Source organism: Ornithinimicrobium panacihumi (genome assembly GCF_052073805.1).
GTDB lineage: Bacteria > Actinomycetota > Actinomycetes > Actinomycetales > Dermatophilaceae > Ornithinicoccus > Ornithinicoccus panacihumi.
The window spans coordinates 125,294-149,108 of sequence record NZ_JBQGWG010000003.1; the positions used below are offsets into that span (position 1 = coordinate 125,294).

General features: G+C 71.5%; 26 protein-coding genes. 2 read left to right on the plus strand and 24 right to left on the minus strand.

What is annotated here, in order from left to right; translation table 11 throughout:
* Positions 1 to 63: 63 nt before the first annotated feature.
* Positions 64 to 1,272, minus strand: a complete 1,209-nt coding sequence (locus ACTMMA_RS04425) for an ATP-binding protein (RefSeq protein WP_441188886.1) — start codon at positions 1,270 to 1,272, stop codon at positions 64 to 66.
* Positions 1,273 to 1,328: 56 nt separating this feature from the next.
* Positions 1,329 to 1,709 (minus strand): MmcQ/YjbR family DNA-binding protein, encoded by a 381-nt coding sequence (locus tag ACTMMA_RS04430; protein ID WP_441188887.1) that lies wholly within the window; start codon positions 1,707 to 1,709, stop codon positions 1,329 to 1,331.
* 199 nt (positions 1,710 to 1,908) lie between these two features.
* On the opposite strand from ACTMMA_RS04430, the gene ACTMMA_RS04435 reads away from it, so the two are divergent.
* Together ACTMMA_RS04435 and ACTMMA_RS04440 are read left to right on the plus strand one after the other, a co-directional pair.
* Positions 1,909 to 2,238, plus strand: coding sequence for a rhodanese-like domain-containing protein (locus tag ACTMMA_RS04435; RefSeq protein ID WP_441188888.1), 330 nt, complete (start codon positions 1,909 to 1,911; stop codon positions 2,236 to 2,238).
* Between the two features lie 74 nt (positions 2,239 to 2,312).
* Positions 2,313 to 3,182 (plus strand): HAD family hydrolase, encoded by an 870-nt coding sequence (locus tag ACTMMA_RS04440; protein ID WP_441188889.1) that lies wholly within the window; start codon positions 2,313 to 2,315, stop codon positions 3,180 to 3,182.
* A 32-nt stretch (positions 3,183 to 3,214) separates the two neighbouring features.
* On the opposite strand, the gene ACTMMA_RS04445 is transcribed toward ACTMMA_RS04440, so the two are convergent.
* From ACTMMA_RS04445 to ACTMMA_RS04550, 22 genes are all read right to left on the minus strand, one after another.
* Positions 3,215 to 3,868 carry a prepilin peptidase gene (locus tag ACTMMA_RS04445; protein WP_441188890.1) on the minus strand — a complete coding sequence of 218 codons (654 nt, stop codon included), beginning with the start codon at positions 3,866 to 3,868 and terminating at the stop codon, positions 3,215 to 3,217.
* Complete coding sequence (locus tag ACTMMA_RS04450) at positions 3,865 to 4,323, minus strand: hypothetical protein (RefSeq protein WP_441188891.1); 459 nt, start codon at positions 4,321 to 4,323, stop codon at positions 3,865 to 3,867. The genes ACTMMA_RS04445 and ACTMMA_RS04450 overlap by 4 nt, the downstream gene beginning before the upstream one ends.
* Before the next feature lie 5 nt (positions 4,324 to 4,328).
* Positions 4,329 to 5,948 (minus strand): hypothetical protein, encoded by a 1,620-nt coding sequence (locus ACTMMA_RS04455; RefSeq protein WP_441188892.1) that lies wholly within the window; start codon positions 5,946 to 5,948, stop codon positions 4,329 to 4,331.
* A gap of 120 nt (positions 5,949 to 6,068) precedes the next feature.
* Complete coding sequence (locus tag ACTMMA_RS04460; RefSeq protein ID WP_441188893.1) at positions 6,069 to 6,758, minus strand: hypothetical protein; 690 nt, start codon at positions 6,756 to 6,758, stop codon at positions 6,069 to 6,071.
* Complete coding sequence (locus ACTMMA_RS04465) at positions 6,758 to 8,227, minus strand: OmpA family protein (RefSeq protein WP_441188894.1); 1,470 nt, start codon at positions 8,225 to 8,227, stop codon at positions 6,758 to 6,760. The genes ACTMMA_RS04460 and ACTMMA_RS04465 overlap by 1 nt, the downstream gene beginning before the upstream one ends.
* 43 nt (positions 8,228 to 8,270) lie before the next feature.
* Positions 8,271 to 9,008 carry a hypothetical protein gene (locus ACTMMA_RS04470; RefSeq protein WP_441188895.1) on the minus strand — a complete coding sequence of 246 codons (738 nt, stop codon included), beginning with the start codon at positions 9,006 to 9,008 and terminating at the stop codon, positions 8,271 to 8,273.
* 93 nt (positions 9,009 to 9,101) lie between these two features.
* Complete coding sequence (locus ACTMMA_RS04475) at positions 9,102 to 9,338, minus strand: Flp family type IVb pilin (RefSeq protein WP_441188896.1); 237 nt, start codon at positions 9,336 to 9,338, stop codon at positions 9,102 to 9,104.
* Positions 9,339 to 9,479: 141 nt separating this feature from the next.
* On the minus strand, positions 9,480 to 10,208 hold the full coding sequence (locus ACTMMA_RS04480; protein ID WP_441188897.1) for a response regulator: 729 nt from the start codon (positions 10,206 to 10,208) through the stop codon (positions 9,480 to 9,482).
* Entirely contained in the window at positions 10,205 to 11,401 is a 1,197-nt protein-coding gene (locus ACTMMA_RS04485; protein WP_441188898.1) for a sensor histidine kinase, read from the minus strand. The genes ACTMMA_RS04480 and ACTMMA_RS04485 overlap by 4 nt, the downstream gene beginning before the upstream one ends.
* Positions 11,394 to 12,308 (minus strand): type II secretion system F family protein, encoded by a 915-nt coding sequence (locus ACTMMA_RS04490; RefSeq protein ID WP_441188899.1) that lies wholly within the window; start codon positions 12,306 to 12,308, stop codon positions 11,394 to 11,396. Before ACTMMA_RS04490 ends, ACTMMA_RS04485 begins: the two co-directional genes overlap by 8 nt.
* On the minus strand, positions 12,308 to 13,240 hold the full coding sequence (locus ACTMMA_RS04495) for a type II secretion system F family protein (RefSeq protein WP_441188900.1): 933 nt from the start codon (positions 13,238 to 13,240) through the stop codon (positions 12,308 to 12,310). The genes ACTMMA_RS04490 and ACTMMA_RS04495 overlap by 1 nt, the downstream gene beginning before the upstream one ends.
* Positions 13,237 to 14,544, minus strand: coding sequence for a TadA family conjugal transfer-associated ATPase (locus tag ACTMMA_RS04500; RefSeq protein WP_441188901.1), 1,308 nt, complete (start codon positions 14,542 to 14,544; stop codon positions 13,237 to 13,239). Before ACTMMA_RS04500 ends, ACTMMA_RS04495 begins: the two co-directional genes overlap by 4 nt.
* Positions 14,544 to 14,978, minus strand: a complete 435-nt coding sequence (locus ACTMMA_RS04505) for a hypothetical protein (protein WP_441188902.1) — start codon at positions 14,976 to 14,978, stop codon at positions 14,544 to 14,546. The genes ACTMMA_RS04500 and ACTMMA_RS04505 overlap by 1 nt, the downstream gene beginning before the upstream one ends.
* A 5-nt stretch (positions 14,979 to 14,983) precedes the next feature.
* Positions 14,984 to 16,498 (minus strand): CpaE/TadZ family protein, encoded by a 1,515-nt coding sequence (locus tag ACTMMA_RS04510; protein WP_441188903.1) that lies wholly within the window; start codon positions 16,496 to 16,498, stop codon positions 14,984 to 14,986.
* Positions 16,499 to 16,500: 2 nt separating this feature from the next.
* A complete protein-coding gene (cpaB, locus tag ACTMMA_RS04515; RefSeq protein WP_441188904.1) occupies positions 16,501 to 17,205 on the minus strand; it encodes a Flp pilus assembly protein CpaB in 705 nt (234 codons plus the stop codon).
* Positions 17,202 to 17,876, minus strand: a complete 675-nt coding sequence (locus ACTMMA_RS04520; protein WP_441188905.1) for a hypothetical protein — start codon at positions 17,874 to 17,876, stop codon at positions 17,202 to 17,204. The genes cpaB and ACTMMA_RS04520 overlap by 4 nt, the downstream gene beginning before the upstream one ends.
* Before the next feature lie 196 nt (positions 17,877 to 18,072).
* Positions 18,073 to 18,387, minus strand: coding sequence for a DUF192 domain-containing protein (locus tag ACTMMA_RS04525; RefSeq protein ID WP_441188906.1), 315 nt, complete (start codon positions 18,385 to 18,387; stop codon positions 18,073 to 18,075).
* A gap of 86 nt (positions 18,388 to 18,473) precedes the next feature.
* Positions 18,474 to 19,157, minus strand: coding sequence for a hypothetical protein (locus ACTMMA_RS04530; RefSeq protein WP_441188907.1), 684 nt, complete (start codon positions 19,155 to 19,157; stop codon positions 18,474 to 18,476).
* A 71-nt stretch (positions 19,158 to 19,228) separates the two neighbouring features.
* On the minus strand, positions 19,229 to 19,624 hold the full coding sequence (locus ACTMMA_RS04535; RefSeq protein WP_441188908.1) for a hypothetical protein: 396 nt from the start codon (positions 19,622 to 19,624) through the stop codon (positions 19,229 to 19,231).
* 78 nt (positions 19,625 to 19,702) lie between these two features.
* Positions 19,703 to 20,563 (minus strand): Fpg/Nei family DNA glycosylase, encoded by an 861-nt coding sequence (locus ACTMMA_RS04540; RefSeq protein WP_441188909.1) that lies wholly within the window; start codon positions 20,561 to 20,563, stop codon positions 19,703 to 19,705.
* Entirely contained in the window at positions 20,556 to 21,668 is a 1,113-nt protein-coding gene (locus ACTMMA_RS04545; protein ID WP_441188910.1) for an App1 family protein phosphatidate phosphatase, read from the minus strand. Before ACTMMA_RS04545 ends, ACTMMA_RS04540 begins: the two co-directional genes overlap by 8 nt.
* A 76-nt stretch (positions 21,669 to 21,744) precedes the next feature.
* Positions 21,745 to 23,637 (minus strand): peptidoglycan-binding domain-containing protein, encoded by a 1,893-nt coding sequence (locus ACTMMA_RS04550; RefSeq protein WP_441188911.1) that lies wholly within the window; start codon positions 23,635 to 23,637, stop codon positions 21,745 to 21,747.
* Positions 23,638 to 23,815: the final 178 nt, after the last annotated feature.

Consider the following 23,815-nt stretch of genomic DNA (forward strand, 5'->3'; position numbering starts at 1 on the left):
CACGCCGTCTTGTACTCCCGAGCAGTTCTCAAAATGGCTCGCCGTTGACACCAGCGCGGACGGTCAGGCCTGGGAGCGGAGGTACCGCCCGAAGTGCGGGACGGTGAAGGCGATACGGCCCCGCTCGCCGGAGTAGATCAGCCCCTTCTTCAGCAGGGCGTCCCGCGCCGGCGAGAGCGACTGCGGCTTGCGGCCCAGGTGGGTGGCCAGGTCGGCCGTCGCGACCGAGCCGACCTCGTCGATCTCCTCGCCCGCCTCGACGGAGGCGGCGGCGACGTCGGCCATGGCGCGGAGATACTCCCGCTCCCCCGGCGTCGCGCGCTCGTAGCGGGACCCGAAGAACCCCACGGCCAGCTCGGCCTCGGCCTCGGGCGAGGCGACGCGCACGTCCTCAGCGGTGATGGGTGTCGCCGGCGCGAGGTCCCAGACCTCCTTGCCGTAGGCCTGGATGAAGTAGGGATAGCCGCCGGTCGCCGCATACATCGCCTCCAGCGCATCCTCCGCCCAGGCGGCGTCCTCGTCCTCCGCCGGCGACTGCAGCGCCCGCGCCGCCTCCTCCCGCGAGAGCCGGTCGATGCGGTTGAAGCGGAAGAGCCGCTCGGAGTAGGACTTGCTCGCCGACAGCACCGCCGGCAGGTGCGGCAGACCGGCGCCGACGACGATCAGCGGCAGCCCCGACTGCGACAGCTCGTGGCACGCCGCGCAGATCGCCGAGACGTCGTCGGGCTGCAGGTCCTGCATCTCGTCGATGAAGATCGCCACACCCTTGCCCAGGTCCGCGGCGAGCCCGCCGACGTCGGTGAACAGCTCGACCAGGTCGATCTCGATGTCGCCGGAGTCGGCGCGACCGGTCAGCGCGGGCACGTCGATGCCGGGATTCCACCGGTCGCGCAGCTTGGCGCCCGGCTGCTCCTTCTGGGCGAAGGCCTTGATCACGCCGAGCACGTGGTCGACCTCGCTGCTCTGAGGGTGGCCCAGCTCGCGCACCGCGACGTGCAGCGCGGCGGCCATCGGGCGACGCATGCCCTGGTCGGGGCGAGCCTCATACTTCCCGGTCCCCCACCGCGAGCGCACGGCGACGCCGCGCAGCGCATTGAGCAGCACGGTCTTGCCGACGCCACGCAGCCCGGTCAGCACCATCGAACGCTCGGGCCGTCCGCGCTGGATGCGTTCGAGCACGACGCCGAAGCGGTCGAGCTGCTCGTCACGACCGGCGAGCTCGGGCGGGCGCTGGCCGGCGCCGGGGGCGTAGGGGTTACGGATCGGATCCACGCTGGGACTGTATGCGGCTCTCTAGGCTTTTCGGGATAGGCGCGCAGAGAGAGCGATCAGTCGCCAGACCCGAGCCGCTCCTCCACCTCACGGGCCAGCTTCGCCGGTGCCTGGATGCAGTAGGAGATCGTGAACAGCTCGACCACCTCGTCCCAGTCGGTCCGGTCGTCCAGGACCAGGCCGATCACGTTGCCACCCCACCCGGCCCGGAAGTACGGCATACCCAGGTGCTCGAAGGCGGCCACCTCCTCCGGGTCGCCGCGCAGGGTGATCCGGAAGAGGCCGTCCTCGCCGCCGAAGACGTGCGCGAAGGTCGCCTTGCCCACGCGCCAGCGCGTCCCGACCCACGCGCGCTCGGCGTAGGCCTGCGGCAGCTCGGCGGCGACGGCGACGAGCCGGTCGATCATCGACTCGGGCACCTCGGGTCGTTTCGGCACCCGACCATTCTGCTCGATGCCGGGGTATGCGGCGCTCTAGCGTCCGCGCTAGAGAGCCGGATATCTCGCTCGAGATGGTGGCCGGGTCGGCTCTGCGCCGGAGCTGGATCAGTGATGGATCAGGGATGGATCGGCTCTGAGGCAGCTCTGGACCGGCTCTGGATCGCAGGGCCGCGGCCGCGGTGGGAGGATGGAGGGCATGAGTGAAGTCCCCACGATCACCGTGTCCGAGATCCCCGAGGACGCCGTCGTCGTCGACGTCCGTGAGCACGACGAGTTCGCCGCCGGCCACGCGCCGGGCGCCGTCCACATCCCACTCGGCGACATCCCCGCGCGCCTGGACGAGATCCCCAGCACCGACGAGTCGCTGCCGATCATCTGCCGCAGCGGTGGCCGCTCCGGCCGCGCCGTGCAGTGGCTGCTCCAGCAGGGCTTCGACGTCGTCAACGTCGAGGGCGGCATGCAGTCCTGGGGCCGCGAGGGCAAGGCGATGACGTCCGAGGGCGGCCAGGAGCCCCAGGTCCTCTGACGGGATATCCAGCCATCTCGACCGGACGCTAGATAGCCGAAGATTCACCTCGAGGCGGTATCGTCACCCCCGCCATGACCGACTCCCCTGACCCCAGCGCTCGCCTCGTCGGCGTCCCCGCCGGCAGCCGCGTCGTCGTGCGCCACCTCATCGAGGGCGGCGCGCGGGCGACCGACGTGCTGGGCGAGCTGGTCTCGATGGACCACTCCGCGGTGACGCTCACCAGCCACGGGCGCCGCGTGGTCGTCCCCCGCAGCGCGATCGTGGCGGCCAAGCCGATCATCCCGCGCGGAGGCGGTGGACGCGGCGGCCGCGCCGGCACCTGGCGGGTGGCTGCGTTCCTGCGACGCGCACGGGTGGCGGTGCTCGACCTGGACGGCGTGGTCCGCCGCTTCAACGAGACCGCCTGGCAGGACCTGCACGAGCGATCCCTCGGCCTGCCCGCCGAGGGCCTGCTGGACCTGGCGTTCTCGCTGCCGGAGGCCACGGCGATGGTCGTGGGGAAGGCGACCTACGAGGAGTGGCTCACCGCCTTCCGCCGGCACCTGGGCGGGCTCGGTCACGACGAGCTGCTCGTCGAGGCGCTGATGCGCGACTGGGCCCTCGACCGCGGCACGCCGATCACCGCCACCACGGACGTCATGGACGAGCTCGTCGCCCGGGGCACCCCCGTCTTCGTCTTCACCAACGGCACCGACCGCGTCCCCGAAGAGCTCGAGAGCATCGGCCTGGGACGCTTCGTCCCGCACGTGCTCAACTCTCACGTCCTGGGGTGGGCCAAGCCCGCTCCGGAGGCGTATGCGGTCGCGCACGCCGAGATCCAGCGTCGCCTCGGGCGCACGGTCGGGACCGCGGAGGTGCACTTCACCGACGACCGCCCCGGCAACGTCGAGGCGGCACGGGTCTTCGGGTGGCAGGCGCGGGTCTTCACCGCCCCTGCCTGATCACCCTGCCTGACGACCCTGCCTGACGCTGGTCAGAGCTTGGCCAGGGCGGGGACGAGGACGACGGTGGCCAGCGCCCCGATGATCATGTAGGGACCGAACGCCATGAGGGTCCCCCGGGGCCGCCCCGCCACCATCAGCCCCAGACCGACCACGCCGGCAACCCCGAAGGTGATCAGGCCGGCCAGCAGCGCCAGCGGCCAGGTGAGGGTCCCGGTGAGCAGCCCCAGTGTCGGCGCCAGCTTCACGTCGCCGCCTCCCATCCCGCTGCCGGGCACGAAGACCATCAGGGTGTACACCAGCAGGGCCCCCATCCCGCACGCCAGGATCTCGGTGAGCGGGGCGAACCGGTCCGACCACAGACCTACCGGGACGACAGCCGCCGTCGTGGCGGCAAGGGTCGGCAGGGTCCACCGGTCGGGCAGCCGCTGGACGTCGAGGTCGATCGCGGCCAGCACCACCAAGGGCACCGACAGCACCAGCACGAGCACCAGGTAGAGCGGCTCCTCCGGCCACCAGGCGAAGCCGGCCAGGCCCCAAGTCAGCGCGAGCGCGACCGGCAGCCAGCGACGACCACGCCGGGGCAGGTGCTGCTCGTCCTCGCGACGGTAGCCGTGCGAGAGGAGAGCGACCCGCAGGAGGTATCCGACGACCGCACCCGCGATCGCCAGCAGGGCGGCGATCATCGCTGCTGCTGCGTGCGGACCTGGCGGAACCGCCAGTCGAGGCGCTCCGGCTCCTGGGTGCCGACGACGAGTGCGCCCAGCGACAGCTCGATCATCCATCGGGGCAGTTCCAGCCAGCCGCGGGTCGTGGTGAACATCGTCCAGTCCCCGAGTGCGCCGAGCAGCACGGCCCAGAGCAGCCACGCCAGCGCGCCGGCAGCGATGGCGGTGGGCACGAAGTCGACCGAGGAGTCGACGTCGTGGCGTGCCCGGATGGCACGGCCGACGAAGATCCCGGCGGAGCCGCGCAGCAGCGACAGCATCAGTCCGACAACACCGTTGGCCACGATGGGGTCGAGGAAGAGATACCAGTCCTGGAAGTAGGGCAGGACGAACAGGACCGAGAGCACGGTGATGAGGCACCCGAGCACCCCGCCGATGAGCACCCCGGGCCACGAGATCCGCCAGCTGGACATCCCCATCACCCCTCGCAGTTGGCCAGCGCGCGGGCCGGCTCGCCCGTGCGCATGTCCTGGATCGTGGCCCCGGTCAGCGTCCGGACCGTCTCGGTGTCCGACCAGCTGACCCCGACCGGACCGACCGCGAAGCCGTCCTCGCTCTTGACCTGCGCCGACAGGTCGGTGCCGTAGATGTCATAGGTGGAGTTGATGATGATCGCGTCCTCGTTGGTCCGACCCCACAGGCCGAGCGCGTCGGTGAGCCACTGCTGCGTCGACTCGGGGCTATTGGCGTTGTAGGGACGAGGCATCGCCACCTTCGCCACCGTCCCGTTGGGCAGGGTCACCCCACCCGTGATGAAGAACGCGTCGTAGGCGGCGCGGTTGGCCGGGTCGGTGAGATCCAGGATGCGCTTCTCCTCGGTCGCCGTGCCGGTCTGGGCCCGGGCCTTGCCCGAGACACCCTTGACCGCCGGCGGCGTCAGGCCACCCTTGAGCGACTCGCGGCTCTCCGTGGTGAACGTGATCGAGATCGGGTTGCCGTGCTCGTCGAAGTCGACCGTGTAGGAACCGGTCCCGCCCATCCCGGGAGAGAGGTTCAGGAAGGGAGGCAGGTCGGCGAGCTGACGCTGGGAGTCACCCGGCATCCCCAGCGTGAAATCGAGCTTGCCGTCCCACTTGGCGGTCCCGGTGAAGGAGTTGCTGCCCTTGTCCGGGCCGTCGGTGGTCAGGGCTGCGGTCACGGTGCCGTCGACGCTGGCGCTGATCTCCGCGCCACCCTCGATCAGTCCGGAGGTGATGTCCAGCCCGGCCGAGCCCTGCAGCGAGAGGTCCGCCGAGACCGAGTCGGCCTGGCCCATCCGCTTCGCACGGTCCCGGGCCGCCCGGGACTCCGCGCTCTCCTCCTTGCCCGTCACCGTGTGGTAGCCCCAGTTCCACAGGTCTCCGACGCCGTCCTTGAGCCGGGTCGCGCCTTCGTCGAGCGTCTGCGCGCCGGGGACCGCGGTCTGGACGTACTGCTTCAGTCCGCCCCGCCGGTCGTCCAGGAAGGCGTGGGCCTCTTCGCTGCCGCCGTACTCCTCGGGGAAGTTGTAGGTGTACTTCAGCGAAGTGCCGACGGTGACCTCCGCCTTGCCCTTGACGTCGACGGCGTCCTGGCCCTGTCCGTCGCCGTCCGTGCCGTCGCCCGACTTGCCCCCCTTGCCGTCGTCGTCCTTGCCGGACTTCGGCTTCTTGGCCTTCAGGCCCACCCCGGCCTCGCCCTTCTCCGTGAGGGTGACCGAGCTGCTGCCGTCGGCGTTGTCCTTGATCTGGTCGCTGGTGCCCTTCTCCGCAGTGACCACCTTGACGTTGGCGCCGTAGGAGTTGCCGCGGTTGACCTGGCGCACGGTGCACTTGTTGTCGTAGTCCTTGGTGCGGTCCTCGGTCGCCGCCTCCGGGGGGGCGCAGTCGGGTCCGGCACCGGGCAGCGCCGCGAACGCCCGGCAGAGCGCGTAGGCGACGTTGGGGCCGATGATGTTGGTCGCTGGCGACGCGACCGCCGCCCCCAGCAGCACGGCGACGAGGAAGGTGATCCCCGCCTGCTCGATAGATGCGGCGCCTCGGTCACCGACCCGGCGCTGCCGACTCGTCCCGTGCGTCATCGTGTCCCCTCCACCTGTGGTTCCATCCTCTTCTCGACGGTATGCGGTGCACCCCGCCCCTCCCTAGGCGCAAAGGTCCCCACTTGGTCGCGACCGGTGGGGACCTTCGGCCCATGCCCATCAGCCCTCGACCGGCTCGCCCTCGTCGTTGACCACGCCGCGCACCTCGTCGGGCCGGACCTCGATGGACTCCTTCATCCGCTCCCAGGCGGCCTCGTCGAACTCGGAGACGGGAGCGGCATACCGGAAGCCGAACTTGGGCAGGCCCTCGGTCTCGACCAGGAGCTCGACCTGGCGGATCCGGGTCGCCCGCATCGGCGTGCCGGTGACGGTGCGCTCGACCGCGGCCGAGGTGTAGTAGACGTCGAACTCACGGGCGCTCGCCGCCCCGCTGATCTCCACCTCGGTGCTGCTGTCGAGCGTGGCGTCGGCAGGCAGTCCGCTCTGCAGCTGCATCCGCAGGACCTGCTCGCGCAGGTCGATCTCGCCGACGTGGTCCCGCTCGAGGAAGACCAGCAGCCGTGGGGGCGGCGTGGCCTGCCCGGTGAAGGGCACGCCGACGTCCATCACGCTCTGCCGCACGCGCTGCTCCTCCGGCCTCGGCATCCAGCCCGGCGGGGTGGCGATGCTGAATCCGGCGCTCTGCCGCAGCACCCAGCCACCGGGTGCGGGGGCAGTGCGTTCCGCCGCGTCGCCGGGCGCCACGGTGGCGTGCGCGAAGTCCTGCGCCACCGGCGCCTCGCTGTCGCAGGCGGACAGCAGCAGCGCCAGCGAGGCGCCGGCCAGCGTCAGGAAGGTGCGGCCGCGCATCACGGCACCACGATCTCCACGCGGCGGTTGCGCGCCTGGGCGGCCTCGACCTGCTCCGGCGTGCCGGTCTCCTCGACGGCCGGCCGGCTCATCCCGTGCCACTCGACGGTGATGTCCCAGCCATCACCGAGCTGCTCCTCCAGAGCCTCCGCCACGGCCTGGGCCCGCTGCTCTGACAGCTCCATGTTGCGCTCGGCGCTGCCCTGGCCGTCGGTGTGCCCGGCGACCACGATGGCCCGGCCGTCCTGGGCCTGGAGGGTCTCGACCGCGACCGCCAGCGCCTCGTCGGCCTCCGAGGTCAAGGTGGCCTCGTCGAACTCGAAGAGCACCTCGGTGTCGAGGTTGACGGTGAGCTCCTCGCCCTGCTCCACGGTAGCCCCCGCCTGCTCGGTGCGGGCCGCGTAGGTGCGCAGGCTCTCGGCCGGGCCTTCGGCGGCGGTCCCGGCAGCCTGGGCGACCAGGGGCAGCCCGGCGTCGGGCAGCAGCACGACTTGGTCACCGCCGGGGTCGGCGACAGCCACGTCGAGGCTGATCTGCTGGCCGGAGGGTGGCATCGAGCCGACGTGGCACTGGTCGTCCTTGGCCATCCGACCGGTCGGGTCGGTGGCGGACCATGCCGTCAGGCCCTGGAAGCAGTTCTGCGTCTCCAGCTCGGGGAAGGAGAACTGGTGCCGGGCCAGGGTGTAGGTGGGATCCAGATCCGAGGGGTTGGCGATGGTGGCGCGTGCGGTCACGGTCCCGGCCTCGCGCGCCAGGGACTCGACGGTCAGGACCTCGGCCCAGCCGAAGGGCGTGCTCGACGTGGAGGGGAGATCGGTGACCAGGACGTCCTCGAGGGTCCCGATCCCCATCACCTCGACGTCCAGGGTGTCGACGCCCGACGGCGCCGAGAGCACGACCCAGGCCGGGGCCTCGGGGCCTTCCAGCCCGTCGTAGGGCTGGGTCGACAGGCTGCACAGGCAGCGGTCGTCCGCGTCACGGACCGGCAGGTGCGAGACGCCGTCCTCTCCCCTGACCGCCACGTTGGAGAACTCGTAGCCGCCCATCGTCCGGAAGTAGCCGGGCTCGAACCACTCGGCCGAGGCGGTCGTGCTCTGCGACTCACCGACGATGCGGCCCGTGACGACGACCCTGCCCTCGGCGAGGCGGTGCACGCCGAAGAGGGTGAACTCCTTGCCATCCTTGGTGATCGTGTCGATCGCCTCCGGCCAGGCACGCTCGGTGCCGGCGGCGACCGGCACGAAGGTGTTGATCGGGCCGGCGCTGGTGCTGGCAGCGTCGTCCGTGGCCGTGCCTCCGTCGGGCGCCGCCGAGGTCCCCGCCACGTCGTCCGGGGACTGCGAGCCGGTGCCCACGTCCGTGCCGGCCTCCGAGGAGGTCGGGGCGGTGGGGTCGGTGTCGTCCGTGCAGGCGGCCAGCGTGAGGCTGGTCGCGGCGGCGAGGGCCACCCAGGTGAGGGCACGGTTCATGGGTTGTTCCTTTCCGGTGGAGAACAGGTCGGCCTGGCCGACGTCATTCCACGAGGGCTACCTGCCAGGTGACAGGCTGGCGGAGGACCCGGAGCAGGTCCTCCAGGTCCTCTCCGCCGATCACGACCGGCCCGTCGGGGTCGGGCTCGGGGGTGGGGGTGGGCTCTTCGGTGGGAGGTTCGGTGGGCTCCGGGTCCACGACGGGCGGCTCGAGGACGATGTCGTCACCGCCGAGGCACTCTCCGCCCCACCAGATGCCCAGGTCGCCGGCCCGCAGGCACAGGGGCCCACCGGTGAGCCGGACCTCGGCGGTCGCGGCGAACTCGGGCCGCTTGGACCCACCCTCGACCGAGACGCGGGTGGCCCGGGCCTCGGTGGCGAAGCGGAGCGCACGGGGAGCGGCCTGCACCGAGTAGGCGGTGAGGCGCGACTCGTTCGCCGCGGCCAGCCGGACGGCCTCCGACCTGGACGCGCCGGTCCACGCCGTGCGCGGCTGGTCCAGCAGCTGGCGCAGGTGACCGATCGCGAGGCCCGGGTTGTCGGGCAGACGCTCGAGGTGGTCCTCGACGGCGTCCGCATAGCCCTGGGCGGCGGCCAGCGCCGCGGCGTCGCCGGCGGTGCGGGCCTCGGTCTCGACCGTCACCCCGCGTCCCAGGAGCGCGATGAGGGCCACGGTCAAACTCATCAGCACCGCGACGGACAGCACCATCATCAGCGCCGCCTGCCCGGCCTCCGGCTCCTGCCTGTTCAGGCGGTGCACGAGCGAGATGGTGCCTGTCATAGCTTCTCCCTCCCCAGGGCGCAGCTTCTCCTCCAGACAGTGCTGCGCCCGGTCCACCATAGGGGAACCGGGCGCAGCGCCTCAAACCGAGGGTCAGCCGGTGATCTTGCCGAAGGCCTCGCCGACCTTGGTCTTGATCTGGGTGCCGATGAAGTTGTCGGTGCCCAGCAGCGTGATGGCAGCCGCGATCAGCATGGCGACCAGGAAGACGATGCCGGCGTACTCGACGGCGCCCTGGCCCTTCTCGGAGCGGAGGCGGTCGAAGGCGCCCGCGATGTGGGCGGTGGCGAGGGTGTGGTAACCGATGATGGTCTTCTCGACGTTCTGCATGATGTTGTCTCCTTGACGTGGTGTTTCAGTTCTAGGGATCCATCCCCTGTGGACACCCCTCACGTTATGAGCCCACGAGGTCCCGCCACTAGGTCGCAAGGTCCCCATCCGGGTCCCTACTTCCGTTAGGGACTCAGGTCCCTACCGCTCCAGCCACGCGACGATCGCCCCCGCCCGGCTCGGCACGCCGAGCTTGGCGTAGATGCGCCCGAGGTGGTTCTTGACCGTCTTCTCGGACAGGAAGAGCACGCGGGCGATCTCGGCGTTGGAGCCTCCCCGCACCAGCTGGTCCATGAGCTCGACCTCCCGGCGCGTGAGACCGAGATTCGGCCGCGTCGGGGTGCCGGCATCCGGGGGATCCGCGATCGGATCTGCAGCAGCCGGGGGCCGGCCCGCCCCGCCCGGTCCGGCGTCCGCCCCGGTCGCGGCCGAGGTCGGGTCCGGCCCGGCCGTGGCGGCGCTGAGCGCCACGAGCGCCGCCTGCGGGCTCAGGACCGCCCCTCCGCGGACGCTGGTGCACAGGGCGCCGTGCAGCTCGGCGGCCTCGAAGGAGCCGTGGACGAGATAGCCCACCGCCCCGAGCGAGAGCGCCTCCTTGATGATCGAGGGCTCGTCGGAGTGGGTCAGCATGACCAGCGGGGTCCCGGTCTCGGTCTCGCGGAGGACGGCCAGTCCGTCCTTGCCCGGCATCCGGACGTCGAGGAAGGCCACGTCGAGGCCCCCTTTGCCCAACTCGGCCAGGGCCTGGTGCCCGTCGCCGGCCTCCACGACCTCGCCGACCTCGTCCATCGCCTCGAGCATCATCCTCAGGCCCATGCGGACGATGGGGTTGTCGTCGACGACGAGGACCCGCCAGCCGTGACCCTTCATGTTGGTTCTCCTGCCGTCTGCGGCTGTTGCGCAGTCTCGTCCAGGTGGGCCGGCAGCTCCAGCACCACCTCCGTGCCCTCGCCAGGTCGGCTGAGGATCTCTGCCCGTCCGTGGACGCGGGTCATCCTGCGGACCACCCCGTCGATCCCGTAGTGCCCTCGGTGCACCCAGAAGTCCGGGGCCGTGCTGGTCATGCCGGCCCCGTCGTCACGCACGACCACCCGAACCCAGCCCTCGGACTCCGCCGCCAGGACCTGGACGGTCCTGGCCTGCGCGTGCCGGGCGACGTTCTCCAGCACCTCTTCGACGGCGGAGACCAGCTCGTGGCCGGCCCCCGGTCCGACCGCGAACGGGGAGAGGTCCACCCGCACGGTGAGATCCGGGTGCTCCCGGGCCCAGGCGGAGACCAGTGCCGCGAGCCGGTCGGAGCGGTCGTCCTGCGGGAGCGTGCGGCGCTCCGCCACCAGCCGCCGCGCCTCCTGCCTGGCCTGGTCGATGCTCTCCCGCAGCACGGCCACCTGGTCGTGGGCCGGGTGCCCGTCCCGCTCCAGTCTCATCGCGAGGTGGGAGGACATGAGGTGGATGCCGTGCAGCGATTTGGCCACGGAGTCGTGCATCTCCACCGACAGCCGGGTGCGCTCCTCGGCCTGGGCCGCTCGCAGGCGCTCGGCACGCAGGGTCACCTCCATGTCCCGGTAGGTCCCCAGCAGACCTCGCGTGCGGGCTGCGGCCACGACAGCCAGACCGAGCACGACCATCCGTGCACCGGCTGCGAGGGCCTCCGTGACCTGTCCGAGCAGCAGGTCGGCCAGGGAGAGCACGAGGTAGACGGTGAAGGGTCCGGCGAGCGCCACGAGCCAGGGGCCGGGGCGGTCGATCAGGGCCCACAGGAAGACGGTGGCTGCCACATACCCCAGGGCCCAGCCGCCGGTCCCGAAGCTGAGCAGGATGACGACGGCGAGCAAGGAGTCCAGCGTCGGCATGACCAAGGAGCGCGCGGCGCGTTCCCACCGCTCGGGCCGGCCCAGGTAGAGGGTCATCATCGTCAGCGCGGCCACGGACGACATCACCGCGCCGGGGTCGGCCTGCCGCCCGTCGATGACGACCAGGAGGAGGCCGATGCCGGCCCGGACGGTGAGGACCACGTGGACGACCACGTGGAGCCACTCCACCCCGACCCGGCGCTCACCCACCGAAGATGTCCCCGAAGACGTCTGCCTGGCTCAGGAAGAGCGCAGACACCACGAGCAGCAGCGAGGCGGGCACGATGATCGTGGTGACCACCAGCGAGATCTTGGGGATGGCCTTGGCCGTGGCCTTCTTGACCTCGGCGGCCCGGACACGCCGCACTTCCTGGGCGATGTCCTGGAGGGTCTCCGAGATGGGTGCGCCCAGCTCCTCGGCCTGGAGCATCGAGGTGACCCACGAGTGGAGCGCTGGCGCGTCGTTGCGCTGACGCAGCGCTTCGAAGGCGTCCCGCCTGCTCATGCCCAGGCGCATGTCGGTCAGCACCCGGTCGACCTCGTCGCTCAGCGGGGAGTCACCCTGACCCTGCGCCACCCGGCCCAGGGCGGTGCGCAGCGCCAGCCCTGCGGTCACCGTGACGGCGAGGATGTCGAGGAAGTCCGGCAGCTCCCTGGCGATGGCCCGCTGGCGCTTCTGCGCGGCGCCACGCAGCCACAGCTCCATCCACGACGCGAACGCGACGAAGCAGAAGATCCCGATCACCGGCTGGCCGGCGAGGAAGAAGAAGGCGAAGATAATCGCGCCGAGGGTGAAGAAGCCGGCCTGACGACGGACGTAGGTGCGCACCCGCAGCCCCTCGGGACGGCCCGCCCGGTCCAACCGCCGATCCAGTGCGGAGAGGCGCCGGTCTCCGTAGAGCCGGAGCAGGGCCTGCTCCGAGCGGCGACCGAGACCGTCGAGCACCCGGATCATCAGCGGCACCCGCTCCGGTTGGTCTGCGACCTGGCTGACGAAGCGCTCTTCCACCGCCTCCAGTCCGGTGCTGCGCAGGAGCCGCCACCCGCGCAGCCCCAGGAGGAGCACGAGCACGATCGCGGTCGGGAAGATGATCATGGCGGCGAGGCCGACGTCCATCAGACCTCCAGCCTGGTGATGCGCTGGATGAGGATCACGCCCAGCACGAACATCGCACCTGCCACGACGAGGATGATCTGCCCCACCAACGAGGTCGCCATGAGATCGAGGGAGCCGGGTTGGACGATGTTCATGAGGAAGACGGCTCCCACCCCGATGAGCAGGACCGTGTAGCCGCTGAAGACCGCACCGGAGACCGAGTTGCGCAATTCGCGTTCGAGCTCGCGGCGCTCGTCGAGGGTCGCGGCGATCGTGGTCAGAGAGGTGCTCAGCCGGCCTCCGGCCTGACTCTGCACGAGCAGGGTGCGGACCAGCACCTCAAGGTCTCGGGAGGGGAGGCGGCGGTGGAGGTCGCCCAGCGCGTCATTGAGGCTGTGCCCGAGTGCCATCTGGCGCTGCACCTCCCTGAACTCACCGCTGGCCGGCTCCGGCAGCTCCTTGACGACCAGGTCGACCGCGGTGCGCAGCGCCAGACCCGCCTGGGTGGCGTTGGCCAGCAAGCGGGCCAGGTCGGGGAGCTGGCCGATGAAGGCCACCACCCGCTGCTTGCGGCGTCGCTCCAGCAGCTTGCCGGCCGTGGCGATCACGGCCACGACGACGATCAGCGCACCCAGGTAGCCCAGGAAGGAACGCACGACCAGGGACAGGACGATGGCGATCGCCCCCACCAGCACGGCGAAGTCGAAGGGTCCCAGGGGCAGGTTGGCACCGGCGAGACGCAGGTCGAGCTGCTGGCCCCACCGGCTCCGGCGGAACCACTGGTTGAGGCGCCGCCGCCGTTCCCCGAAGCGGTCCAGTCGCTCGTCGCCCCGGGCAGACGCCTCGATCTCGCTGGACCGACGCATGACCTCGCGGTTGACGCTGATCGACAGGATCAGCGCGACGAGGGTGAAGGCGAGCAGGAGGCCGATCGCGGCAGGCGTCACGGTCACGTCCCGGCCCCCGTCCCGTGGAAGGCGTCCGGGACCCGCTGACCGGAGAAGTGCAGACGTTGGGCCAGGTCGTGGGGCAGCTCGTGGTGCAGGAAGGTGCCGCGAGCCCGCTCCCCGAGGACGGCCGGATCGGCGGCGAAACGGGCCAGCGGCACGGTGCGGAAGGGCTCACGACGCTCCGAGACTAGCGCCGCGACCTCGACGACCTTGCGGGAGCCGTCGTGCAACCGGCTCAGCTGGACCACCACGTCGACGGCCGTGTTGATCTGGTCGCGCAGGACCTCGGTCGGCAGCGCCATCTCGTCCATCGACGCCAGCGTCTCCAGGCGCCCGAGCGCGTCGGTGGTCGAGTTGGCGTGGACCGTGGCGAGCGAACCGGCGTGGCCGGTGTTCATGGCCTGGAGCATGTCAAGGGTCTCACCACCGCGGACCTCACCGACCACGATGCGGTCGGGGCGCATCCGGAGGCTGTTGCGGACGAGGTCACGGATCGAGACCTGTCCCGATCCTTCGACGTTGGCGGGTCGGGACTCGAGGCGGACCACGTGCGGCTGCTGCAGGGACAGCTCGGCGGCGTCCTCGATCGTGATGATGCGCTCGTGCTCGGGGATCATCCCGGAGAGGCTGTTGAGGAAGGTGGTCTTTCCGGTGCCCGTTCCACCCGAGATGATGACGTTCAGTTTGGCCCGGACGAAGGCGCTGAGGAGCTCGGCGACCGGCCGCGACAGGGTCTCGCGGACGACCAGCTCCTCGAGCCGGAAGGGGCGGGGGAAGCGACGGATGGTCAGCGTCGGTCCGTCCAGCGCGAGCGGCGGGATGATGACGTTGACGCGCTCACCGGACTCGAGCCGGGCGTCGACCATCGGGCTGGACTCGTCGATGCGTCGGTTCACCTTGGAGACGATGCGGTCGATGGTCTGCATCAGCTGCTCCTCGGAGGAGAACACCGTGGGGTGTCGCTCCACCCGGCCGCGACGCTCCACGAAGACGGAGTCCGGGCCGTTGACCATGATCTCGGTGATCGTCTCGTCCGCCAACAACGGCTCGAGGACGCCGAGCCCCAGCGCCTCATCCACCACCCTGCGGATGAACCCGGCCCGGTCCCGCGCCGACAGCACCGGTCCGTCGAAGCTGATGATGTCGCTGAGCCGACGCTCCAGGCGGGCTCGACGCTGGACGTCGGTCAGGCCGTGCAGCTCGTCCCGGTCGAGGTCCAGGAGCAGGCGGTTGAGGTACTCACCGACCAGGTTCCGGCCCTCGACCCGCTCCCTCTCTGCGCCTGGCAGTCGATCGCGGAGCGCCATCAGTCCACCCTCGCGAAGGTGGCGTCACGCGTGATCTGGATGTGGGTCACGGTCACCACCCCGGGGATGCCGAGGGGGACGCTCGCCTTGACCTGGACGCACGCGTCGGCACAGCTCAGCGCGCCCACGGAGTCCAGGCGCATCCAGCCAGGGATGGCCTGAGCCGCCGCCGGGCCCGCAGCCCCGCCCTGGCTCGCAGCACGCGCAGCTTCGCGTGCGGCGTGGGTGGTCGCGTCCACGCCGGCGACGATGGCGACGGCGTGGCCCAGGAAGAGGATGACGACCAGCAGGATGGGCAGCATGCCCGCCACCTCCACGGAGGTGGCGCCCCGCTCGCCGCGGACCCTGGCCAGGCCACGACCCCGGCGAGCCCGGATCGTGTCCGCCGCCCGGGCGGCCGAGCACGACGACATCGCGGACAAGCCAGGCGCCATGACGGTCACGGTCGTGCCTCCGGGGTGTAGCTGGCCGACTGGCTGACCCGCATCCGGAAGTCGGTGCCGATGGACAGGACGGTCGGGATCGAGGTGCTCACCGTGACCTTCCCCGCGCCGGTCCGCACGCTCGGGCTGGCGCCGGCCCATCCGGGCAGGGCGTCCGCCGCCTTGGCCTGGGCCGCGCTGGCGGAACCGGACACGGCATACTCCCGAGCCGCCTCGGTCGCGGCGTGACGGGTGAAGACGACGCACGTGGCGGCGAAGAGCACCTGAATCCCGAGCACGGTGGCGAGGAGGAAGAGTGCCACTGCCATCGGGGTCTCGACCGCGGCCTGGCCACGGTCCCGACGCCGACCTCCCTGGCGGCGGGAGGTGGCCGCCGGGGCGGCCACCAGCTCCAGCTCGCGGGCCAGGTCCACGACACCGGCGCGGATGGAGCCGCCCTTGGTCTGGGTCAGGTTGCCAGTGTTGTGCGCGGGCTCGAGCTGGGCGAAGGCATCGGGCAGGGTGACGGCGACCGGCCTGTCGAGGACCCGCTGCAGCAGGGAGCTCTGCACCTCGCGTTTGCGGTCGGCCCGGTTGAGCACGACGGTCACGGCGTTCGCCGGCCGGACCGAGAGGCGCTCCCAGCCGTTCATGGCGTGGCGGGCCGAGTTGACCGAGGCGATGTCGGGGTTGACCACCAGCACGACGTGGTCGGCCATCTCCAGCGCCGCGGCCTGGGCGCTCTCCAGGGTCGACCCGACGTCGATGACGGTGAGGTCGTACTGGAAACGCAGCTGGTTGAGCACCTGCGTCATGGCGCTCGAGGTGACGTCGTCGGCCTGCTCCACCTCGGTCGGGGCGGCGATCACCGAGAAGCCCGCCTCGGCGTCGACGGCCACCTCTCGGACGTTGCGGCCGGTGAGCTCGGTGGCCACGGCTGCGAGGTCGGTGAGGTTGCGTCGCGGCTTGACGTCGGTGAGGTAGGTGATGGACCCCTTGCGCAGGTCGGCGTCGACCAGGCAGACCGTCCCGGTCCGCGCGCACTCGTGGGCCAGCAGGGTCGCGATCGTGGAGGCGCCGGCGCCGCCGCGCGCACCCGCGACAGCCACGATCCGGCCACGCTCGTCGGCGGTGCCGCCGGAGAACTGACGCAGACCCTGGCTCCACTGCCCGACCGAGTCGACCCGTGCCTGGAACTCGTCGAGCGAGAGGGGCTGCAGCAGCACACCCCGGGCACCCAGCTCCATGACCGAGGAGAGCAGCCCCGCGTCGGACTCCGGCGCGATGACGAGGATGCCGACGAAGGGGCGCTGCCGCTGCAGCTCGGCGATGACCGAGGCGTAGCGGGAACGCTGCAGCTCGGTGTGGACCAGGACGACGTCCAGCTCCGGGTCCTCCAGCACCCCAGAGATCTCCGAAGGCGCCGAGCCCATGCCCAGCAGCTCGACGTCCACGGCCTCGGAGGCGACGGACTGGAGCGCGGACCTCAGGTCAAGGTCCTCGATGATGGCGGCGACGGTGATGCGGCTCATGCTCAGCCTTCCTGGCCGGACGGGGAGAAGACGGTGTCGCCGTCGACGCGGGTCTGGTCGTTGCCGGCCCGGAGCGCGAGGCGGAGCTTGACGCTGAAGGACTCGGCGTAGGCGACCCGCAGAGCCTCCTCGGTCGGCAGCGCGAAGGTGATGGGGACGCCCTGACCGGTGCTGAAGCCGCCCGAGCCGTCCTCGACGGTCACCTCTTCGGGCAGACCCACGTCGATCACCAGGGCTCCCTGGGCCCACAGCTGACTCGTGGGCTGCTCATCCTGGGTGCCCTGGAAGGTCGCGATGATGTCGACCAGGTCCCCGGACCGCACCTTGCCCGCCACGCCGGTCTCGGCGTCGACCATGATGGCGATCTCCCGGTGACCGGGTGCGATGCCAGGCCGGTCGATGAACATGCCGCGAGAGGCGTGGGTGCCCGCCCTCAGGTCCGCGACCGGGACCAGGCCCAGCACGTCTCGCGCGTCCCGCACGCTCTCCGAGGAGGTCCACCGCTCGGGCACCTCACGCAGCTCCAGGTCGTCGGCGGAGAGGGGTTCGAAGGCCTCGACGTCCTTGGCCAGGGCGACGATCTGGACGAAGTTGCCGGCGCGGGAGTTGACGTCGGCGATGAAGGCCAGGACCGCGACGAAGACGGCGATCGCCCCGAGGACGGAGACGATCAGGAGCATCAAGCCTCGACGTTGACGTGGGTTCATGCAGATGCCTTTCGATGCTCGGGCGCCTGACGCACGCCGCAGAAGGGGCACAGGGACAGCCGGGTCGGGACCTGGCAGTTGACGCAGGCGACGGCGTCTCGGGAGAGGATCTGGGCGACCACGTCCTCCACGCTGCCGATGAGCAGCGTGCACTCGACGGCGTGGCGGGCGCCCCACGAGGTGGCCGGCAGCTCGAGCGCGACGTCACGGGCGGCGGCACCGGCCGGGAGCAGGTCGGTGGAGAAGCGGGCGGTGGGGGCGCTGATGATCCGCACGCCCGCCTCGGGCACCACCCGCGGCAGGTCGACCGGCTTGAGATAGCGGCCCTCATGGAGGTCCAGGCCGAAGCGCGTCCACGGCAGCAGGCTGGCGAGGTAGGTCAGGAACGGAGGCGCGGGCTGCTCCACCTTGGTCGCCGAGGACAGGACGGCGTAGGTCCGCAGGAAGGGGGGAAGGGCCCTGGCCACCTCAACGCACTCCGCCGCGCCCAGGTCGCTCTCCCGCAGGACCAGATCGGTCATCGCGACGGCCGTCAGGGGGCCCGGGACGGACACCATGGCCAGCCCGGGGTGGGCGGCGACGGCGCGGGCGACCTGCGGGTTGCGCCGGTCTTTCTCCGCGACGACGATCACCGACCGCTCCGGGCCATCGATCGTTGCCAACTGCTCCAAGGCAGCGGTGTAGACGTCCTCTGCCGGGGCATCGGCCGCCAACGGCTCAGGCCACCCGGCAGCCGGGGGCAGAGCAACACGAACTATCGGTTGCATGGCAGCACGAACCCTCCCGATGAGACATCGACCCAACCCACCCCGCATCCCGACGGGGTTCGGGCGTCAGCATCGCACAGGCACGTGCCGATTCGTCAAGTCAGGCCACCGACAACCGGGCTCCCGGCTCGATCCCCCACGCGGTCAACGCCCCGGAGGGCATCTCCACCGTGTCCGAGCGCCCGGGCAGGGGCCAGGTCAGGCCCCATCCCGGACGCAGCGACCGGGTCGCCACGACCACCCCGTGGCGGTCGAGGACCGCCACGTCGATCGGATACCGCATACCGACCATATGCACCGAAGGACAACGGGTCAGCCACAGCGCGCCGATCAGCTCGTCGGTGCCCAGGAGGCCCGTGCGGACCTCGCGGCGGGTGCGTGCGACCGACACCGCGGCGACGTCCCTGCCGTCCACGAGAAGACGGTCCGGGCCGGGCCCGAAGACCCGCCCAGTCCCGCTTCCCGGCCCTCCTCCGGAGACGCCTCGGTCCGGCATCGAGGTCACGGCGCCACGCGGAACGATCCGAGCACCTCGGGCACGCGGGAGGAGTCGAACGCGTCCGGCTCGGCGAAGCCGATCACGGTGCCCGTGCCCCCCTGGGGGAGGTCGGCGAAGACTTGTCGCACGTGCCGCATCGCCCCGGGCGCCATCTCGCTGTCGAAGGTCGCGAGCACGGCGCCGCCCTCATCCACGTCCGGCCAGTCGATCGGCATGAGCTGGACGCTGGTGCCCTCGGCCTCCAGCTCGGCCTTCAGCCGTGCCGCCTCGTCGGCCGCGTCGGAGCCCTGGGGGTCCCAGCGGAGCATCGCCCCTTCCGCCGGGGCACCGTCACGCTCCTGGCCCCAGAAGGCCAGGGTCGGCTCGTCAGTCTGCTCGGCCGGCGTCCACTCCGAGGGGATGGCCACCTGGAAGAGACGCACGTCGTGCACGTCCATCCCGTCGGGGACCTCCTCACCGGGCTCCAGGGACGCCCCGGCCGGTGCCTGCGTGGCTACCGGTGGCTGCGTGGCTGCCGGCGCCTCGCTGGCGCCGGTGCCGTCGTCGGCCGTGGGCGCGACCGTCTCCTCGAGCGAGGGCGTGCCGTCCTCGACGGGCTGACCGCCCTGGTCACCCCCCGGGGTGCAGGCCGCGAGGGCCGTGGCGGTGGCGGCCGAGGCCAGGATCAGGGCGAGTCTGGTGGACACGTGGGCGTTCCTCTCGGTGGTCGGCAGGGCCGGCGGGATCGGCGAGGTGATCGGCGAAGACCGGCGGGTGGTCAGCGGGTGAACCAGGCGATGACCAGGCACAGCCCGGCGAACCCGACGAGGACCACGTCCTGCAGCCCGATCCGGGAGGGGTCGGACATCGTCAGGGTCACCCTCGAAGGGTCCTTCGGGTCGAACCGGCAGGGCACCGTGCGGCCCTCCTTGGACAGGATGCCCTCGTCGTAGAGGTCCACGCTGGTGGCCGAGAAGCTGCCCTGGGACGTCGACACGACACCGTGGACCTTGTAGGTGCGAGTCATGGTGGCCGTCGACTCCCCGCTGGATGTCCAGGGCTGGATCCGCTCGATGCGCAGCCTGCCCCGCTCGAACCCGCGGCTGCGGGTGCGGCGGTTCACGACGACGTAGAGGCACAGCACGGCCATCGCCACGGCGGCGACAGGCATCATCAGATTCTCCTCCCCGGTCGGTCGACGCCCACGAGTGTGCCACACCGACCCTGGACGCTCCCTGGAGCGCGATGGCCGTCAGCGCAGGAGGCGCGACATCCTCCGGTCGGCGAGGGGCTTGCCGCCGGTCTGGCAGGTGGCGCAGTACTGCAACGAGGAGTCGGCGAAGGAGACCTCCCGCACCTCGTCGCCGCACACCGGGCAGGCCTCGCCGGTGCGGCCGTGGACGTTCATCCCGGCCCGCTTGGCGTCCTTGAGCTCGGCCGCCGGCTTGCCCTCGGCCGCCAGCACGGCCGCGGTCAGCGTGGTGCGCAGCGCCTCGTAGAGCCGCGCCACCTCCTCCTCGGTCAACGACGCCGCGAGCGCGAAGGGCGACAGCCGCGCGGCGTGCAGCACCTCGTCCGAGTAGGCATTCCCGACCCCGGCCAGCACGGACTGGTCGCGCAGCAGGCCCTTGACCTGCGTGCGCCGCCCCTCCAGGATCGCCGCGAACTCGGGCAGCCCGAAGTCCTCGGCCAGCGGGTCCGGACCCAGCGACGCGATGCCCTTCACCTCGGCGGGGTCGCGCACGACATAGGCGGCCAGCCCCTTCTTGGTCCCGGCCTCGGTCAGGTCGAAGCCGCTGTCGTCGTCCAGCCGCACGCGCAGGGCGATCGGAGACTTCCCGGGACGGACGCGCGTGGCCGGCACCGCCTCATACCAGCGAAGCCACCCCGCCCGGGCGAGATGGAAGACCAGGTGCGTGCCGTCCACGTCGAGGTCGACGAACTTGCCGTGCCGCGCCACCGCCTCGACCGGGGCGCCGACGAGCGCGTCCGGCGGCGGGTCGAAGGTCTTGAGCACCGCGATCGAGCCCAGCTCGACGTCGGTGACGACGCGCCCGACCGCCCGCTCGGACAGGAAGTCGACGAGCGCCTGGACCTCGGGCAGCTCAGGCATCGCCCGACCCGGCGGCACCGCCGTCGGTCGTCGCCGCGTCGTCCGGCACGACCCCGCCGTTGCCGGTCAGGGCCGTCCCGACCAGCAGCTGGTGCAGCCCGAAACCGTTGGGCGCCTTGAACATCGGCGCCTGCACCTTCTTGCCCAGCAGTTCGTCGGTCGCCACCGGCAGACCGCTGGAGAGCAGCTGCTCGGCCGGGGTCAGCTCACGGATGCAGATCGCCTCGACCGCCTCGGGGTGCTCGACGGCGAACTCGGAGTAGATCACCGGGTCGTGCTGGCCGTCGTCGCCGACCAGGATCCACCGAACCCCGGGGAAGAAGTCGATCAGCTTGCGCAGCTCGCGCTCCTTGTGCTCCTGCCCGGAGCGGAACCAGCCGGTGTTGGTCGGCCCCCAGTCGGTGAGCAGCAGCGGACCCATGGGGTAGTCGTGCCGCCGCAGGAAGCGGGTCAGCGCCGGCGCGACGTTCCACGCCCCGGTGGAGAGGTAGAAGACCGGCATCCGCTCCTCCTGCGCGCGCAGCGAGCGGTACATGGCCGACATCCCGGCGACCGGCTCGCGCACCTGCTCGGAGCGGACGAAGGTGTTCCAGCCGGCGATGAGGATACGGGGCAGGTGGGTGACCATGACGGTGTCGTCGATGTCGCTGACCAGGCCGACCCCCACCTCGGGGTCGACGACGAAGATCGAGACGGTCACCGAGTCGCCGTTGGGCAGGTCGATCGTGGCGTCCTGCCAGCCCGGCCCCATGCCGTGCCCCTCGAGCTCGACCTCGACGTAGCCGCCGCGGTCGGTGACCGTCTCCACGCTCGCGGCGCCGAAGGTCACGCGCGCCTGCGACCCGAGGGCCGGCGCGGTGAGGAAGACGCGCCAGCCGCGCTGGGCGATGTCGAGCAGGGAGTCCTGGTGGTGGGTCAGGGCGGTGCGCCGCTCCTCCGGCTCATGCCTGGACAGGCTCACCCGCCCGAAGATCCGGGCCCGCTGCGGGGTGGCGTAGCCGCTGTAGCCGCTGACGCGCTCGTGCCAGCCGCGCCTGGTCAGTCGACCGTTGACGCGACGGCGCACACCGTCCTCAAGACGGGCTGCGATGTGGGGACGCGCCATGGGACAAGCCTAGTGGCAGGTATGCGGTCACATCCGCCGAGCGGCCACCTCGCCCCGGGTGCGGGGCGGGGTGGGATCACTCGGCGTCGGAGATCGCGGCCTCGTGCTGGCGGGCGGCCCGCTCGGCCGCCTTCTTCTCCGCGGCCTTCTTCTCGGCGGCCTTCTTGGCCTTGGCCTCCTCGGCCTTCTTCTCGGCCTCGAGCCTGGCCTCGCGGGCGGTGGCCGAGCCGGGGGCGCCCTCGGCGCGGCCCTCGGCCAGCGCGGCGGTCTCGACGGCGACCCAGGTGGCGCCGTCGACGACGCCGGTGGGCTCGAGGTCGGCCTGCTCCTGGACCTCGCGCACGGCGCCCTCGGTCATCGGGCCGAAGCTGCCGTCGGCGTCCACGCCGAGCAGGTCCTGGAGGAAGGAGACGGCGCCGCCGGCGTAGGGGATCGAGGTCTCGCCGGCGAGCAGCGCGCTGGTCGCGGCGGTGCCGTCGGGGTCGGCGACCTGGTCGACGTCGCCGATCGCGAGCTCCTGGTCACGGACAACGATCGTCGGGTGCGCCGCGCGCTCCAGGTAGGTCCAGGTCAGGGGCGTGACCGTGGCGGGGCCCTCACCGCGGCGCTCCGCCTGCAGGGCCAGCTCGGGGATCGTGGCCTCCCACTCGGTCAGGGCCTCCGCGGTCAGCGGGCCGAAGGCACCGTCGGCCTCCACGCCGAGCGCCTCCTGGAGGACCTTGACGCCCTCGCCCTCGTCCCCCTGGGTCAGGGTGGTGCGGCGCAGGGTGGTGAACTCGGTCAGCTGCCAGCGGTGAGGGGCCTGGGCCACGCTCGCGCCGGCGTCCTGCGCGCCGTCACCGTCGGCCTGCAGGTCGTCCGGGTGCCCGCCCTCGACCGTGGGCTCCTCGTCCGACTCGGCCCGCAGCTCGGCGGCGTGGTCGGAGGAGGCGAGCTGCTCCATACCGGACCCCTCGGCGAAGCCGGAGTTGGTCAGCCCCTGGGAGGTGAGCGCCGCGACCGCGGCCACAGGGTCGGGGATGACCGAGGAGAGGTTCAGGGACTCGCAGGAGGCGAACCGCGGCCACAGGTGGATCGAGGCGAAGGTCGTCGCGCTCGGCGCGCACGGGCCGAGGTCGGGCTGAGTCACGGCAACACCGGTCCACCACGAGGTGCGCATCTGGGCGCCGTCCCAGGTGAAGGAGAAGTGGATGTGGTCGTCGTGCGGGTGGCCGTCGTAGTAGGACCAGCCGCGGCCGTCGGCATACCAGATCTGGTAGTTCCAGATGAGGTACTCGATGCCGAAGCGCTTGGCCATCTCGCCGTTGTTGTCGGTGAGCCAGAGGATGACGGAGTCGGCGACCATCCGGTCGTTGGTGTCCCACGCCGCCAGCGGCCAGTCCAGGGCCCGGCCGTCGTGGTGGAAGGAGGCATAGCTGATGCAGGGGCGCGCGCCGGAGAAGTTGGGGCGGCCGTAGTGGTCGCTGACCAGCAGCGCGAAGGCGGTGACGCCGGGTCGGTCGAGCGGGTCGCAGGAGATCTGCTGGGCGAAGTCGCCGCGGGCGTCGACCTCGAGCGGCAGGTCGTCGTTCTCCGGCGGGGCGGGCACGACGGCGGGGTCGATCCAGACGGGGCTGAAGGTGGTGCCACCGGCGGGCGGGGCCGGCTCGGGCTCGACCGGCTGGGTCGGCTCGACCGGCTGGACCGGCGCGACGGGGTCGACCCAGCCACCCTGGCCGTCGCCGGGGTTCGTCGGGGTCGTCTGGTTGCCCGGGTTGGCGGGGTCGACATAACCGCTCTCGCCCCCGGACGGGTTGGCCATCGCCATGCCACCGCCGAGGGACAGCGCGCCGCTGAGCAGCGCGACGGCGGACCACCGCGATGCCGCGCCGTTGATGCCGGCCACGCCGCGCGTCGGTGCGCGGTGCGTTCCCTTGGCGTGCGCGCGGCCGCGACGATCGGCGCGGTGCGCTCCCCCTGCTGATGCCATTGAGATGACTGTCCTTACGTTCTTCACTGCTTCGTGACTGCCGGGTCGTGCGTCACGTGCACGACCACCACAGATGACTCTAGGCCGCAAGATTCCCCCCGACCAGTGGTCGGGGGGAATCTTTGCGAACTCTTTATGCTCTGTTCGTCACACCTGTCACAGGCGCAACATCAGGGCT